This window comes from Kaistia sp. SLG-1 (assembly GCF_059699055.1).
The window spans coordinates 4,465,380-4,480,648 of sequence record NZ_AP048544.1; the positions used below are offsets into that span (position 1 = coordinate 4,465,380).

Annotated in this window: 10 protein-coding genes; 3 read left to right on the forward strand and 7 right to left on the reverse strand. The window is 67.4% G+C overall.

Annotation, left to right across the window (positions count from 1 at the left end; genetic code table 11):
• Positions 1-203: 203 nt before the first annotated feature.
• From AC6HZP_RS20815 to AC6HZP_RS20825, 3 genes are all read right to left on the reverse strand, one after another.
• Positions 204-941 carry an SDR family oxidoreductase gene (locus tag AC6HZP_RS20815; protein ID WP_497524376.1) on the reverse strand — a complete coding sequence of 246 codons (738 nt, stop codon included), beginning with the start codon at positions 939-941 and terminating at the stop codon, positions 204-206.
• 99 nt (positions 942-1,040) lie between these two features.
• A complete protein-coding gene (locus AC6HZP_RS20820) occupies positions 1,041-1,985 on the reverse strand; it encodes an alpha/beta fold hydrolase (protein WP_497524377.1) in 945 nt (314 codons plus the stop codon).
• Positions 1,986-2,170: 185 nt separating this feature from the next.
• The gene (locus tag AC6HZP_RS20825) at positions 2,171-2,563 is read right to left on the reverse strand and encodes a hypothetical protein (protein ID WP_201400841.1); all 393 of its coding nucleotides are present in this window, start codon (positions 2,561-2,563) and stop codon (positions 2,171-2,173) included.
• Between the two features lie 319 nt (positions 2,564-2,882).
• Here AC6HZP_RS20825 and AC6HZP_RS20830 point away from each other — a divergent pair, with 319 nt between their 5' ends.
• A complete protein-coding gene (locus tag AC6HZP_RS20830; RefSeq protein WP_497524378.1) occupies positions 2,883-3,347 on the forward strand; it encodes an Hsp20 family protein in 465 nt (154 codons plus the stop codon).
• A gap of 60 nt (positions 3,348-3,407) precedes the next feature.
• On the opposite strand, the gene AC6HZP_RS20835 is transcribed toward AC6HZP_RS20830, so the two are convergent.
• A complete protein-coding gene (locus AC6HZP_RS20835; protein ID WP_497524379.1) occupies positions 3,408-4,469 on the reverse strand; it encodes a threonine aldolase family protein in 1,062 nt (353 codons plus the stop codon).
• A 585-nt stretch (positions 4,470-5,054) separates the two neighbouring features.
• On the opposite strand from AC6HZP_RS20835, the gene gltB reads away from it, so the two are divergent.
• Both gltB and AC6HZP_RS20845 read left to right on the forward strand, forming a co-directional pair.
• Positions 5,055-9,773, forward strand: coding sequence for a glutamate synthase large subunit (gltB, locus tag AC6HZP_RS20840; RefSeq protein ID WP_497524380.1), 4,719 nt, complete (start codon positions 5,055-5,057; stop codon positions 9,771-9,773).
• Positions 9,774-9,783: 10 nt separating this feature from the next.
• A complete protein-coding gene (locus tag AC6HZP_RS20845) occupies positions 9,784-11,205 on the forward strand; it encodes a glutamate synthase subunit beta (RefSeq protein WP_497524381.1) in 1,422 nt (473 codons plus the stop codon).
• A gap of 320 nt (positions 11,206-11,525) precedes the next feature.
• Here AC6HZP_RS20845 and AC6HZP_RS20850 read toward each other — a convergent pair whose 3' ends face one another.
• The 3 genes from AC6HZP_RS20850 to galE form a co-directional block, all read right to left on the reverse strand.
• On the reverse strand, positions 11,526-12,812 hold the full coding sequence (locus tag AC6HZP_RS20850) for an SGNH/GDSL hydrolase family protein (protein ID WP_497524382.1): 1,287 nt from the start codon (positions 12,810-12,812) through the stop codon (positions 11,526-11,528).
• A 59-nt stretch (positions 12,813-12,871) separates the two neighbouring features.
• Entirely contained in the window at positions 12,872-14,125 is a 1,254-nt protein-coding gene (locus AC6HZP_RS20855) for a lytic murein transglycosylase (protein ID WP_497524383.1), read from the reverse strand.
• A 79-nt stretch (positions 14,126-14,204) separates the two neighbouring features.
• Positions 14,205-15,197, reverse strand: a complete 993-nt coding sequence (gene galE, locus AC6HZP_RS20860) for a UDP-glucose 4-epimerase GalE (RefSeq protein WP_497524384.1) — start codon at positions 15,195-15,197, stop codon at positions 14,205-14,207.
• Between the last annotated feature and the right edge of the window lie 72 nt (positions 15,198-15,269).

A 15,269-nucleotide genomic window follows, 5' to 3' on the forward strand; every position in this document is an offset into this window, starting at 1 on the left:
CTTCGTATGCAAACTGGAGTACTTCGCTGGATCCTCCTTCGAGGCTTCGCTGACGCGAAGCACCTCAGGATGATGGCGGAGCCTTAAGGCAGGAGTATCGGCAACACCGCCTGCGTGCTTCGAGACGGCCCTTCGGGCCTCCTCAGCATGTTGAGAGCGGTGTTGCGGCGCGATCTCCCGCCGGGATGAGGCGAAAGCCGCACTCAGATCGACTGCAACAAACCGCCGTCGACGGCGATCGCCTGGCCGGTGATGTAGCTGGCGCGCTCCGAGGCGAGGAAGGCGGCGAGTGCGGCGAACTCTTCCGGCTCGCCGATCCGGCCGGCCGGGATCTTCGGGCCGACCGTGGCGCTGGTGACGCCCAGCTCGGCCATGCGGTCGGTATTGGTGAAGCCCGGCAGCAGCGCATTGACGGTGATGCCGGCCGCCGCGACGTCGCGGCTCAGCGCGTTGACGAGACCGAGCAGGCCGGCGCGCAGGCCGTTCGAGACGACGAGGCCGGGCATCGGCTCCCGCGCCGCGACCGAGGTGACCGCCAGGATGCGGCCGAAACCCTTGGCGCGCATGGCCGGCAGGGCGGCGCCGACGCTCTCGACGAAGCTCATCCAGAGGTTGTCGAAGCCGGCCTGCCAGGCGGCATCCGTGATCGCTTCGAAATTGCCGGGCGCCGGGCCGCCGGTATTGGTGACCAGGATGTCCGGGCCGCCGCCGAGAAGCTCGGCCGCCTGCTGCACCAGTACGCGGCTCGATCCCGGCTTCGAGACGTCGCCGGCGAGGCCGATCGCGCCGATCTCCGCCGCCACCTTTTCCACCCGCGCCGCGTCGCGCGCGACGATGACGACCTTGGCGCCCTCGGCCGCCAGTTCCGCCGCGACCGCCCGGCCGAGGCCGCGCGATCCGCCGAAGACGAGTGCGGTCTTGTCGTTGAGTTTCAGATCCATGGCGATGCCCTGTTGTTCGAGGATGGCGGAGGCTCGCAAATCCCCCGGAGAAAAACCAGCCGTCGAAACAGAGACTTGGGGCGGCGAGCGTCGGGAGGTCTAGTCGTTCGAGCCCGGAATGAAGGCGTCGAAGGCGGCCCAGAACAGCCCGCGGATCGGATCGCGCTCCATCAGGATCTCGTGCCGCGATCCCGGAATGACGATCTGCGCGCCGATCCGCATCTCGCGGGCGAAGCGCTCGATCGCGAGCGGCGACACCACGCGGTCCTCGCCGGCCGCGATCAACAGCGTCGGAATGCGGATGCCGGCGGCGAAGGCCGGATTGGCGGCCTCGTTCATCGCCCGGCAGGCGGCATGTAGCCAGGCGATCGTCGGCGCGCCGACCCCGAGTTCGGGCTGCGCCTTGCTGACGGCGAGGGTGCGGGCGAAACGGCGGGGATCGCTGGTCAGCGGATTGCCGGTGAAACCGCGCTCCTCGACCTGCGCGATCTTGGCGCCCGGCGGGAAGGCATCGCCGAGGCCGAGCAGCGAGAAGGCGCCGGCGGTGAAATTGATCACCCGGCGCGACGGCGCGAAGCCGCCGAAATCGAGCAGTGGCGCGGCGAGCACCATGCGCGAGAAGACCTGGCGCGAGCGGCGCGCGACGCGCAGGCAGACGAGACCGCCGGTCGAATGCGCCAGGGCGAAATAGGGCGGCGGGCAATCCGGCAGCGCGACCTGCTGCATGAACGCCTCGAGATCGCGCTCATATTCGGAGAAATCGTCGACATGGCCCTTGAGAGGGTTCGGAAGCCGGCGCTCGGACCCGCCCTGCCCGCGCCAGTCGAAGGTCGCGACGGCAAAGCCGCGCGCCAGCAGTTCGCCGACCACCTCGTAGTATTTTTCGATCGCCTCGGCCCGGCCGTGAACGAGACAGACCGTGCCCTTGCGCTGGCCCGACGGCCGCCAGACCGCGGCCCGCAGGCGGACGCCGTCCTCGGTCGTCACCGTCTGCTCGACCGCGCCGGCCGGAATCGGATTTTCGGAAAGGGTGATCAGGCTCATCCGCCGCGCAGGTCCGCTTTCGAGGGTCTTTCGGGTTTAACCGAGCCGCCCGGGGGCCACAAGCAAAGCGAGCAAATGAAAAGCCGGCGGCACCTTGCGATGCCACCGGCTGTCGGGCCGTTCTCGTGCGGGGGGCGGATCGAGACCGGCCGACGGTCGAAAGCCGAGGGAACCCGGCGATACGACTACCAGCGGCGCCAGTCGTCGCCCCAGCCGCCATGCCAGCCGCGATCGCCGCGCCAGCCATTGTCGACCACACGGCGGCGGAGGATGTCGCCGCTATAGGCATCGACCACCAGGATGAAGTCGCGGCCGCGCGCCGAGGCGCGGACGATCGACACGTCGCGCCGGTCGCGGATGATGTTGACGTCGTAATAGCCCTGCGAGCGGACCGCGCGGAAGATCTGGCGCGGGCTGAGCGGATAGCGCCGGTCGTCGCGATAGACCGGACGCGGGCCGCCGCGTCCATCCTCGTAGCCGCCGCGGCCGCCTTCGAATCGGTAGTCCTGGGCCTGCGCCGCCATCGGGGCGGCGAGCGATCCGATCAGGACTGTCGTGGCGAGAAGGACCTTGATCATGTTCTGTCTCCGGGGTGGGCCGCACGACCAGGTCATAAAGACCAAGTCATCGCCGGCATTGAGGTGAGCTTGCCACCGGGCGCCTGAACACCATCCGAATTGGTCGTTCATGTGGCGTTCAGCGAGCCGGCGCACCGAATTCCGGGCGGGCCGAGGCCGGCGCCGGCGCGGGGCCGCCTAGCCTCTTGAAGACGTGACGGAAGGTTCCCACATCCAGTCTGCGGATGCCGATAGCGGGTCCGCGAGACGCGTGATGCCGGCCGGAAATGGCGGCAATGCGTGAGTTTCGATCCTATGTCGCTCTGAAGGAGGACACCCCATGCGTACGTTTGATCTGAGCCCCCTGTATCGCTCCACCGTCGGTTTCGACCGTCTCTTTTCGCTGCTCGACCAGACCACCGGCGTCGAAGGCGGCGTGCCCGGCTATCCGCCCTACAATATCGAGCGCACCGGCGAGAACGCCTACCGCATCACCATGGCGGTCGCCGGCTTCAACGACAGCGAACTCTCGATCGAGTCGCGTGAGAACACGCTGACCGTCAAGGGCGAGAAGAAGGTCGAGGACGGCCAGGACTCCGAGGTGCTGTATCGCGGCATCGCCGCGCGCTCCTTCGAGCGCCGGTTCCAGCTCGCCGACCATGTCGAGGTGAAAGGCGCCCGACTCGAAAACGGACTTCTCCACGTCGAACTCGTCCGCGAGATTCCGGAAGCGATGAAGCCGCGCACCATCGCGATCACCAGCGGCAAGTCCGGCGGCCAGCAGATCGAGGCGAAAGCCGCCTGACCCGACTTGGCGATACAAGCCTGTTGATGGGGCGCCCCACGAAAGTGGGGCGCCTATTTTCTAGGCGTCGACTGCTGAAATTATTCGCACGAAATTCTCGACTTCCTCGACACGGGTCCGGAAGCTGGTGACCAGGCGAATGGCGACGAATTCGCCGCGCCGGTCGCGCTCGACCAGCCCTTCCGGCGACCACTCGTAATAGATGGCCCCGGCCGCCCGCAGCCGCGCGTCCAGTTCGCGCGGGATCACCACGAACAGCTCGTTGCCGTCCGGCTCGAAGGCGAGCGAGGCTCCCGGCGTCGCCGTGATGCCGGCCGCCAGCCGGCTCGCCATCGCATTGGCGTGCGCCGCGAGTTCGAGCCAGTGACCGTCGGCGAGATAGGCGGAGAACTGGGCGGAGACGAAGCCGCTCTTCGAGAACAGGTGGCCGGCCCGCTTGCGGTGGAATTCGAAGCCGCGCGCCTGCGCCTTGTCGAAGAAGATCACGGCCTCGGCGGCGAAGCAGCCATTCTTCGAGCCGCCGAAGGAGAGCACGTCGACGCCGGCACGCCAGCTGGCCTCCGCGGGCGAGACGCCGAGCCCGGCGATCGCATTGCCGAAGCGCGCGCCGTCCATGTGCAGCGGCAGGCCCGCGCCGTGCGCGACGGCCGCCAAAGCGGCGATTTCCGTGGGTTCGTAGGCGGTGCCGGCCTCGGTCAGCTGGCTAATCGAGACCGCCACCGGCTGGCCGTGATGCACCGCCTCGGCGGGATAGAGCGCGATCGCCGCGGCGAGATCCGCCGGGTGCAGCTTGCCGTCGGCGCCGTCGATCCGGTGCAGGCGGGCGCCATTGCCGAAGAACTCCGGCGCCCCGCCCTCGTCAACCGCGATGTGGGCGTCGCGGTGGCAGAAGACCACCCCGCCCGGCCGGCCGAACTGCGCCAGCGCCAGCGCGTTGGCGGCGGTTCCCGTCGCCACGAAGAAGACGGCGACGTCGCGCTCGAAGACGCGCGCGAAGGCCGCTTCCACCGACGCCGTCAGCGGATCGTTTCCATAGGCCGGCGCGCGGGCGCCGGCGGCTTCGACGAGGGCGGCCGCCACGCGGTCGGAGGCCCCTGTCCAGTTATCGCTTGCGAAGATCATCGCGCCATATCGCGGCGGAGCGGCACGAAGCGCAAGCCCCCTTATGCGGCGAAGTGGCTCGAATGGCGCCGCCTATTTCCACGGCGACCGATGCCTAAAAATGCAGCAAGAAATGCGCCCAAATCGACCAATCCGATGACGCAGCGTCAGACACACGTTTCGCAATTTTGTTACGTTCGGGGCCGACATTCATCAACGAAACTGTGATGGCCACGTACCTTTCGAAACAAACATAATGCGTGATCATCAGCGCGCTTGCCGTGGGGAAAGAGTTCTGGCATTTTGGCGCGCCGTCAATTAGGACAGCCTTACTGTCCCATTATCGAGTGCAACGCCAAGCGATCATGGGCATTGGGAGACGGGGCAAGCGGGGGTCGGAATGAACCTTGCTTGCGACACGGACGCGGCCCGGAAGGGTCGTCGTCGCGCCCCTTCCGGCGCGGCGGAGGATTTGGACGCGAAGCGTCTCAAGTATCGAATGCGGCGGGTACGCCGGTTGGTCATCCAAACGTCCCAAGGGACGGGCGGGAGAGCGGCCGGTCGAGACGTCGAATGATGAACCATAGAGGATGAGAGGGCACTCAGATGCCGAAGGTCTTACGCGAAGCGGAAATGCAGATGGCAGCAGCGGCAACGGCCCGCGCGGCCAAAAGCACGGCCGCCCGCAATAAGGCCGGCGGAATCGGCGCCCAGGGCCTTTATGATCCGCGCAACGAGCACGACGCCTGCGGCGTCGGCTTCATCGCGAACCTGAAGAACGAGAAGTCGCACCGCATCGTCCAGAGCGGCCTGCAGATCGTCCGCAACCTCGAGCATCGCGGCGCGGTCGGCGCGGATCCGCTGATGGGCGACGGCGCGGGCATGCTCGTGCAGATCCCGCATCGCTTCTTCGCCGAGGAAGCGACCCGGCTCGGCTTCGCCGTCGGCGAGCCCGGCTCCTATGCCGTCGGCTTCCTCTTCCTGCCGCAGGACGCGGAAGTCCGCGCCGGCATGGAGAAGATCGTCGAGGAAGTCGTCGCCTCCGAGGGCCAGGAGCTGCTCGGCTGGCGCAACGTGCCGGTCGACAACTCGTCGCTTTCCAAGGCGCCCGAGATCGCGGCGACCGAACCGCACCATCGCCAGGTCTTCATCGGCCGCGGCAAGGGCATCGCCAACGAGGCCGAGTTCGAGCGGCGGCTGTTCATCATCCGCAAGGTGATCTCCAACCGCATCTACGCGGCCTATTCCGGCCTCGACAACGACTTCTACGTCGTGTCGCTGTCGGCGCGGACGATCGTCTACAAGGGCATGTTCCTGGCGGAGCAGCTCGGCGCCTATTATCTCGACTTCCACGACGAGCGCTTCGAAAGCGCGATCGCGCTCGTTCACCAGCGCTTCTCGACTAACACCTTCCCGTCCTGGCGGCTGGCCCACCCCTACCGCATGGTCGCGCATAACGGCGAGATCAACACGGTTCGCGGCAACGTCAACTGGATGGCGGCGCGGCAGGCCTCGGTCGACAGTGAGCTCTACGGCAACGACATCTCGAAGCTGTGGCCGATCTCCTATGAGGGGCAGTCGGACACCGCCTGCTTCGACAACGCGCTCGAATTCCTGGTCCAGGGCGGCTATTCGCTGCCGCACGCGGCCATGATGCTGATCCCCGAGGCCTGGGCGGGCAACCCGCTCATGGACGAGCAGCGGCGCGCCTTCTACGAGTATCATGCCGCCCTGATGGAGCCCTGGGACGGGCCGGCCGCCGTCGCCTTCACCGACGGCGTACGGATCGGCGCGACGCTCGACCGCAACGGCCTGCGGCCCGCGCGCTACCTCGTCACCGAGGATGGCGACGTGCTGCTGTCGTCCGAATCCGGCGTGCTGCCGATCCCCGAAGAGAAGATCATCACCAAGTGGCGGCTGCAGCCCGGCCGCATGCTGCTGATCGACCTCGAGCAGGGCCGCATCGTCTCCGACGAGGAGATCAAGACCGAGCTCGCCACCAAGCTCCCCTACCAGGAGTGGCTGGCGCGCACCCAGATCGTGCTGGAAGACCTGCCGCCGGTGCCGCCGCGCGCGCCGCGCACCGACGTGACGCTGCTCGATCGCCAGCAGGCCTTCGGCTACACCACCGAGGACCTGAAGCTCCTGATGGCGCCGATGGCCACCACCGGCCAGGAAGCGGTCGGCTCGATGGGCACGGACACGCCGATCTCGGTGCTCTCCGACAAGTCGAAGCTGCTCTACACCTACTTCAAGCAGAACTTCGCCCAGGTGACGAACCCGCCGATCGATCCGATCCGCGAGGAGCTCGTCATGAGCCTCGTCTCGTTCATCGGGCCGCGGCCGAACCTGTTCGACCTGTCGGGTGCCGGCCGCCGCAAGCGGCTGGAAGTGCGGCAGCCGATCCTGGAGAACCCGGATCTCGAGAAGATCCGCGCCATCGGCGAGCTGGACGACAACCCGTTCCAGTCGAAGACGCTCGACATCACCTATGCGATCGCACAGGGCGCCGAAGGCATGGCCGACGCGCTGGAGCGGCTCTGCGAGCGCGCCGAGGCGGCCGTCCATGGCGGCTACAACATCATCATCCTGTCGGATCGCATGATCGGGCCGGACCGGATCCCGATCCCTGCCCTGCTCGCCACCGCCGGCGTGCACCATCACCTGATCCGCAAGGGTCTCAGGACCTCGGTCGGTCTAGTCATCGAGACGGGCGAGGCGCGCGAGGTGCATCATTTCTGCGTGCTGGCCGGCTTCGGTGCCGAGGCGATCAACCCCTATCTCGCCTTCGAGACCCTGACCGACATGAAGAAGGACTTCCCCGAGGAGGTCGACGACGAAGAGATCGTGCATCGCTACGTCAAGTCGATCGACAAGGGCATTCTGAAGGTCATGTCCAAGATGGGCATCTCGACCTACCAGTCCTATTGCGGCGCGCAGATCTTCGACGCGATCGGTCTCGCTTCGGAATTCGTCGACCGCTACTTCTTCGGCACCGCCACCACCATCGAGGGCGTCGGCCTCAAGGAGATCGCGGAAGAGACGGTCCGCCGCCACGCCGCCGCCTTTGGCGACGGCGCGATCCTGCGCAACACGCTCGATATCGGCGGCGAGTACAACTACCGCATCCGCGGGGAGAAGCACGCCTGGTCGCCGGACTCGGTGGCGACCCTGCAGCATGCCGTCCGCACCGGTTCGTGGGAGCGCTACGACGACTTCGCCAAGGCGATGAACGAGCAGTCCAAGGCGCTCTTGACGCTGCGCGGCCTGTTCGAGATCAAGATGGCGGAGGATGTCGGCCTGACGCCGGTGCCGCTCGACGAAGTCGAGCCGGCGGCGGACATCGTCAAGCGCTTCGCCACCGGCGCCATGTCGTTCGGCTCGATCTCGCGCGAGGCGCACACCACGCTCGCCATCGCCATGAACCGGATCGGCGGCAAGTCGAACACCGGCGAGGGCGGCGAGGAGGCCGAGCGCTTCGTGCCGCTGCCGAACGGCGACTCGATGCGTTCGTCGATCAAGCAGATCGCTTCCGGCCGCTTCGGCGTGACGACGGAATATCTCGTCAACTCCGACGTGATGCAGATCAAGGTGGCGCAGGGTGCCAAGCCCGGCGAAGGCGGACAGCTGCCCGGCCACAAGGTCGACGCGACCATCGCCAAGGTCCGGCATTCGACGCCGGGCGTCGGCCTGATCTCGCCGCCGCCGCACCATGACATCTACTCGATCGAGGATCTGGCCCAGCTGATCTTCGATTTGAAGAACGTCAACCCGGAAGCCGACGTCTCGGTCAAGCTCGTCTCGGAAGTCGGCGTCGGCACGGTCGCCGCCGGCGTCGCCAAGGCGCGCGCCGACCACATCACGGTCTCCGGCTTCGAGGGTGGCACCGGCGCGTCGCCGCTGACCTCGCTCAAGCATGCCGGCAGCCCGTGGGAGATCGGCCTCGCCGAGACCCAGCAGACGCTGGTACTGAACGGCCTGCGCTCGCGCATCGCCCTGCAGGTCGATGGCGGCTTCCGCACCGGTCGCGACGTCATCATCGGCGCGCTGCTCGGCGCGGACGAGTTCGCCTTCTCGACGGCACCGCTGATCGCGGCCGGCTGCATCATGATGCGCAAGTGCCATCTGAACACCTGCCCGGTCGGCGTCGCCACGCAGGACCCCGTCCTGCGCAAGCGCTTCAAGGGCGAGCCGGAGCACGTCATCAACTACTTCTTCTTCGTCGCCGAGGAAGTGCGTCAGTTGATGGCGGCGATGGGCGCGCGCAGCCTCGAAGAGCTGATCGGCCAGTCCGACCGGCTCGACAAGGTAGCGGCGGTCAATCACTGGAAGGCGTCAGGTCTCGACTTCACCAAGCTGTTCCACAAGGTCGAGGCGGGCCCGGACGAAATTCGGCACACGCAGCGGCAGAAGCACCCGATCGAACATGTGCTCGATCGCAAGCTGATCGCCGAGGCCCAGCCGGCGCTTGCCACCGGCAAGCCGGTCCAGATCGAGGCCGCGATCCACAACACCGACCGCTCGGCCGGCGCCATGCTCTCGGGCGAAGTCGCCAAGCGCTATGGCAATGACGGCCTGCCGGACGACACGATCGCGATCACGCTGCGCGGCACCGCCGGGCAGAGCTTCGCGGCGTTCCTGGCGCGGGGCGTCTCGATCGACCTGATCGGCGAAGGCAACGACTATGTCGGCAAGGGCCTTTCCGGCGGCCGCATCGTCGTGCGCCCGGCCGAGAACAGCCGCATCGTGCCGGAGAAGTCGATCATCGTCGGCAACACCGTTCTCTACGGTGCGACCGAGGGCGAGGCCTATTTCCGCGGCGTCGCCGGCGAGCGCTTCTCCGTCCGCAACTCGGGCGCGATCGCCGTCGTCGAAGGCTGCGGCGACCATGGCTGCGAATACATGACCGGCGGCATCGTCGTCGTCATCGGCAAGACCGGCCGCAACTTCGCGGCCGGCATGTCCGGCGGCATCGCCTATGTGCTCGACGAGGACGAGACCTTCGCCGAACGCTGCAACCTGTCGATGGTCGAGATCCAGCCCGTCCAGGAAGAGGACGACCTGCTCGAGAAGCTGCACCACCATGGCGGCGACATCGAGCACAAGGGCCGGATCGACATCACGTCGAACATGAACCGCTTCGATGACGAGCGCCTGCACCGCCTGATCTCGCAGCATCTCCACTACACCGGCTCGAGCCGGGCCAAGGAGATCCTGGAGCACTGGGAAAGCTATCGTCCGAAATTCCGCAAGGTCATGCCGGTCGAGTATCGGCGCGCACTGATCGAGATGGAACGCGCGCGCTACGGCGTGGCGGCGGAGTGAGGGGAATAAAATGGGTAAGGTAACGGGCTTCCTCGAAATCGACCGCCAGGACCAGAAGTACCAGCCGGCTGCGGACCGCATCCGGCACTTCCGGGAATTCACCCTGCCGCTCAGCGACCAGGACGTGTCGCGGCAGGCGGCGCGCTGCATGGATTGCGGCGTTCCCTTCTGCCATGGCGACACCGGCTGTCCGGTGCACAACCAGATCCCGGACTGGAACGACCTCGTCTATTCCGGCGATTGGCAGGAGGCCGCGCGCAACCTGCATTCGACCAACAACTTCCCGGAGTTCACCGGCCGCATCTGCCCCGCCCCGTGCGAGGAAGCCTGCACGCTGAACCTCGAGAACATTCCGGTCGCCATCAAGTCGGTCGAGCAGTCGATCGCCGACAAGGCGTGGGATCAGGGCTGGATCAAGCCCGAGATCGCCGCCGTCAAGACCGGCAAGCGGGTCGCGGTCGTCGGCTCCGGCCCGGCGGGCCTGGCCGCCGCGCAGCAGCTCGCCCGCGCCGGCCATGACGTCCATGTCTTCGAGCGCGAGCCGAAGGCCGGCGGCCTGCTGCGCTACGGCATTCCGGACTTCAAGATGGAGAAGCACTTCATCGACCGGCGCGTCGCGCAGATCGAGGCCGAGGGCGCGACCTTCCACTACGGCCAGAACATCGGCGTCACCAGGAAGATGGCCGAGCTGGTCGCCGATCACGACGCCGTCCTGCTGACGGGCGGCGCCGAGGCGCCGCGCGATCCGAAGCTGCCGGGCGCGGAACTGGAGGGCGTGCACTACGCCATGCCGTTCCTGGTCCAGCAGAACCGCCGCGTCGGCCGCGAGGAGATCCACGAGGAGCCGATCATCGCGACCGGCAAGCGCGTGGTGGTCATCGGCGGCGGCGACACCGCGTCGGACTGCGTCGGCACCTCGTTCCGCCAGGGCGCCCTCGCCGTCACCCAGCTCGACATCCGCCCGATGCCGCCGCTGCAGGAAGACAAGCTCGCGGTCTGGCCCTACTGGCCGACCAAGTTCCGCACGTCTTCCTCGCAGGCCGAGGGCGCCGAGCGCGAGTTCGCCTGCGCGACGCTCGGCGTCGTCGGCAAGAACGGCAAGGTCACGGGCGTCCAGTGCGCCCGCGTCGACGAGAAGCGCCGGCCGATCGAGGGCACGGAGTTCATCATCCGCGCCGACTTGGTCTTCCTGGCGATCGGCTTCGCCCATCCGCTGCACGAGGGCATGCTGACCGAACTCGGCGCCGATCTCGACAAGCGCGGCAACCTCGCGGCCAACACCCGCGACTACCGCACCTCGGTCGACAAGGTGTTCGCCGCCGGCGACATGCGCCGTGGCCAGTCGCTGGTCGTCTGGGCGATCCGCGAGGGTCGCCAGGCCGCCCACTCGATCGACAAGCACCTGATGGGCGCGACCAACCTCGCCTGGTAGGCGCGTTCCTGAAACGAAGAAGCCCCCGCCGGTCGCCGGCGGGGGCTTTTTTCATGTCCGAGGGGCGCCGAGAACCTCTCTCCCCGACTGCATTCGCAAAGCTCGACCATCATCCTGAGGTGCCCGGCGCAGCCGGGCCTCGAAGGAGGGTCCAAGAAGCTCCCTTCGGGGGCAAACGGCCATGCGCGGGAGTTTCGGAGCTCCACTGGATCCTCCTTCGAGGCTTCGCTGACGCGAAGCACCTCAGGATGATGGCGGAGCCGATCGATGGGCTTGGAAGGGCTGTCTGGCGGCTCCTCACCCTACCCAGCCAAACCGCCCTATCGCAGCGCCGGCGCCAATTGCGGCACGCCGGCGGTCGGGGCCGGCAGGATGACGATGCCGTCGACGATGCTGCCCGGCGCGTCGGCCGTTTCGTCCTCGGCATGCGGCGGCTTCCAGGCGAAATCGTCGACGCGGCCCGGCTGGGCGGCGGGCGACTTGCCCTCGACGGTCAGCTTGTACTGGAGACTGTCCGCCGCCGGCCCCGGCACGGTCTGGTCGCGCGCGCCGATCAGCTTGCCGTCGGCCGCGCCCGGCTCCGGATCGGTCAGCGAGATCACCGGGCCGACCTGGCGCTCCTTGCCGTCCGGGCCGATCTCCATCGTCGCGTTCGGATTGGTCGGTGTCACCGAGCTCATCGGCAGGCCGAAGCCGCTGCCCTGACGGATGTCGCGCTCGACGAAAAAGGCGAGCTTGCGCCGTCCCGCCTTGGTGAAATTGATGCCGTCGCTGCCGCGCAGCGTCCGCGTCTGGCCTTCGACATCCGGCCCGCGCGCGACGAACTGGCCGCTCTCGTCGGCGAACCCGTCCCAGATGTCGATGAAACTGCCGCCGACGGCCTCGACCCGGCCCTTGAACAGCGTGTTGAGGAAGGCCATGTCGGCCGAGGCGTCCTTCGAGCGCATCGGCGGCACGCCGACCCAGTAGACCGGCTTGCCATAGGCCTGCAGCGCCAGCAGGAAGCGCTCGACGCGCTGCTGGTAGGCCTTCTGCCATTCGTCCGAACGCGGCGCGAAGCGGCCGTCCTTGGTCCGGATCTGCTGGCGGTCATTGGTTCCCATCAGCACGACCACCATGTCCGGCTTGTCGGCGACGAGCATCTCCGAAATCTTGCCGGCCCAGTCGAAATGATCGTCGCGGACGAAGCCGGACGGACCGTCCGAGCGGTCGACGACGGCGAGGCGCGGTTCCTCGGCGAAGGCCTGGTCGAGCCCCCAGGCGAGGCCGCCGGCGACGAAATCGCCGACGACAAGCACCTTCTTGGCGTCCGGGTTCTTGGGCTGGATCTCCAGCGCCGGATAGACCGGCTCGGCCGGCGCGGCCGGCCGCTTCTTGCGCGGCTGCTCGTCGCGCGGCGCCCTCTGGGCGGAGGGCGGCCGCTGACGGCCGATCTCGCCCGGCGGCACGGGGTAAGCCCCCGGCGGTGGCGGCCGCTCGATGCCGAACAGGCGATCGAGAAAGCCGGCGGGGCCCCTAAACTGTGCCGAGGCCGGCTCCATCACGCCAACCAGGGCAAAGGAAACCAGCAGGACGACGGCGACGGCGCGGAAGAGACGAACCAGCATGGCGATATCCGGCGGGAAGGACCGCCTGCCCTCGGCGGCCTTCCCTTGAGGAAAGGATCTTAACTGCCGGAGCGCAGGCGCTGCAACAGCCCCGTTGAGGCATAGCCGTCCGGGATCATGCCGGCCGACGCCTGGTAGGAGCGGATCGCCCGCTTGGTCCCGGCGCCGATCTTGCCGTCAACCGCGCCGGAATAATAGCCGTGCCGGCCGAGCAGCGACTGCAGTTCGGCCCGCTCGGACGCCTGCAGCGGCCGTGCGTCGCGCGGCCAGCCGGAGACGAAATCATTGCCGCCGCGCAGCCGGTCCGACAGGTGGCCGACCGCGAGCGCATAGGCATCGGCGTTGTTGTAGCGCTTGATGACGCGGAAATTCTGCAGGAGCAGGAAGGCCGGGCCGCCGGCGCCCGCCGGCGCATAAAGCCGCGCCGGCTCGGTCGAGGCCGGGAACGGCCGGCCGGCGACGCGGTGCAGGCCGAGCTTGCGCCACTGGTCGAGCGACAGCGTCTCGCCGGAATCGGCATGGCGCCAGTCGAAACCGGCCGGAAGCTCGACCTCGTAGCCCCAGGTCTGGCCGTGCCGCCAGCCCATCTTGGCGAGATAGTTCGCCGTCGAGGCGAGCGCGTCGACCTCCGAGGTCCAGATGTTGCGCTTGCCGTCGCCGTCGAAATCGACCGCATAGGCCTGGTAGGTGGTCGGGATGAACTGGGTGTGGCCCATCGCGCCGGCCCAGGAGCCGACCATGCCGCGCGGCGTCACGTCGCCGTTCTGGATGATCTTCAGCGCCGCGATCAGCTGCTGGCGGCCGTACTTGGCACGCGAGCCGCCCTGATAGGCGAGCGTCGCCAGCGAGCGGATGGTGTTCTTGACGATCTTGTCGTTGGTCAGCACCTGGCCATAGGAGGATTCCATCCCCCAGATCGCCACCACGACGCTGCGGTCGACGCCGAAGGCCTGCTCGATCTGGCGCAGCTGCCGGTCATATTGCTTGAGCATGTCGCGGCCGTTCTCCAGCCGCTTGGCCGAGACGGCGCCGTCCAGATATTCCCAGAGCGGCTTGACGAATTCGGCCTGCGACTGCGCCTTGGCCAGGACGTCGGGGTCGGGCGTGAAATTGCCGAGGGCGGCGTTGTAGACGCTGCGCGAGATGCCGGCCTTCTGCGCCGTCGGCCAGAAGCTCGCCACCCAGCGCTGTCCGGCGGCGTCCGCCATGGCCGGCAACAATCCGGCCAACAGCATCAAGACCAGCAGGAAGGCGCGGGTTCCGGCAGCGCGGATCGGCTGCATCGCGGAAACGGGCGGGCTCCAAAATGCCATGTCGCAGAATTCTCCTCAGGTTCGCTTGCTATCCGCTCCGGATCGGGGGGACCGGAGCGCTCCACGCCGGGGGGCGCGTTCAATCGCGCTGGTTTCGTCTTCCCAGCGCCTCTTCCCATGCCAGCGCCGTCGCGACGCACTGGTCGAGGTCGTCATGTTCGGGTCGCCAGCCGAGCTTTGACCGGGCGCGTGTCGAATTTGCGACAACCGCAGGCACGTCACCTGCGCGTCGCTCGCGCGTCGTCACTTCGAAGTCGCGGCCGGAAACCCGGCGCACGGCGTCGATCACCTCGCGGACGCTATAGCCATGGCCATAGCCGCAATTGGCAACCAGGCTGTCGCCGCCGGCACGCAGATAGGCGAGCGCGTCGGCATGCGCGTTGGCGAGGTCGGAAACGTGGATGTAGTCGCGCACGCAGGTGCCGTCGGCGGTGTCATAGTCGGTGCCGAAGATCTCGATCCGCTCGCGCTTGCCGAGCGCGGTCTCGCAGGCGACCTTGATCAGATGCGTGGCGCCCTTGGTCGACTGGCCGGTACGGCCGCGCGGATCGGCGCCGGCGACGTTGAAATAGCGCAGCGCCACATAGCGGAAGTCATGCGCGCGCGACGCATCCTCCAGCATCATCTCGGTCATCAGCTTGGAGCGGCCATAGGGCGACAGCGGCGAGAGCGGCGCGCCCTCCTCGACCGGCTCGGTGCCGGTATCGCCATAGACGGCGGCGGTCGAGGAGAAGATGAAATGCTTGACGCCGGCGCGGATCACCGCCGCCATCAGCGCGCGCGATTTGACCGTATTGTTGAGATAATAGCCAAGCGGGTCGGCGACGGAGTCCGGCACGACGATCGAACCGGCGAAGTGGATGACCGCATCGATGGCATGTTCCGCCACCAGCCGCTCGACCAGCGCCTCGTCGGCAATGTCGCCTTCAACAAACACCGCCTCGGGCGCCACGGCCCACTGGAAACCGGTGGACAGGCGATCAAGAACGACAACGGCCTCATGAGCGTCAACAAGACGCCACACCATGTGGCTACCGATATAGCCAGCACCGCCCGTCACCAGAACAGCCACTTTGAAACTCCCAACAGATTCGTATTGTTAATGAACTATGAATAGGTGAACGAAGTCTTGATGCGGCCGAAA

Excerpts from the sequence above, each read along its gene's own strand:
- AC6HZP_RS20830 (WP_497524378.1), top strand. The coding sequence starts at position 2,883 with ATGCGTACGTTTGATCTGAGCCCCCTGTATCGCTCCACCGTCGGTTTC.
- AC6HZP_RS20850 (WP_497524382.1), bottom strand. The coding sequence starts at position 12,812 with ATGCTGGTTCGTCTCTTCCGCGCCGTCGCCGTCGTCCTGCTGGTTTCC.
- AC6HZP_RS20845 (WP_497524381.1), top strand. The coding sequence starts at position 9,784 with ATGGGTAAGGTAACGGGCTTCCTCGAAATCGACCGCCAGGACCAGAAG.
- AC6HZP_RS20825 (WP_201400841.1), bottom strand. The coding sequence starts at position 2,563 with ATGATCAAGGTCCTTCTCGCCACGACAGTCCTGATCGGATCGCTCGCC.
- AC6HZP_RS20815 (WP_497524376.1), bottom strand. The coding sequence starts at position 941 with ATGGATCTGAAACTCAACGACAAGACCGCACTCGTCTTCGGCGGATCG.
- gltB (WP_497524380.1), top strand. The coding sequence starts at position 5,055 with ATGCCGAAGGTCTTACGCGAAGCGGAAATGCAGATGGCAGCAGCGGCA.
- AC6HZP_RS20835 (WP_497524379.1), bottom strand. The coding sequence starts at position 4,469 with ATGATCTTCGCAAGCGATAACTGGACAGGGGCCTCCGACCGCGTGGCG.
- AC6HZP_RS20855 (WP_497524383.1), bottom strand. The coding sequence starts at position 14,125 with ATGGCATTTTGGAGCCCGCCCGTTTCCGCGATGCAGCCGATCCGCGCT.
- AC6HZP_RS20820 (WP_497524377.1), bottom strand. The coding sequence starts at position 1,985 with ATGAGCCTGATCACCCTTTCCGAAAATCCGATTCCGGCCGGCGCGGTC.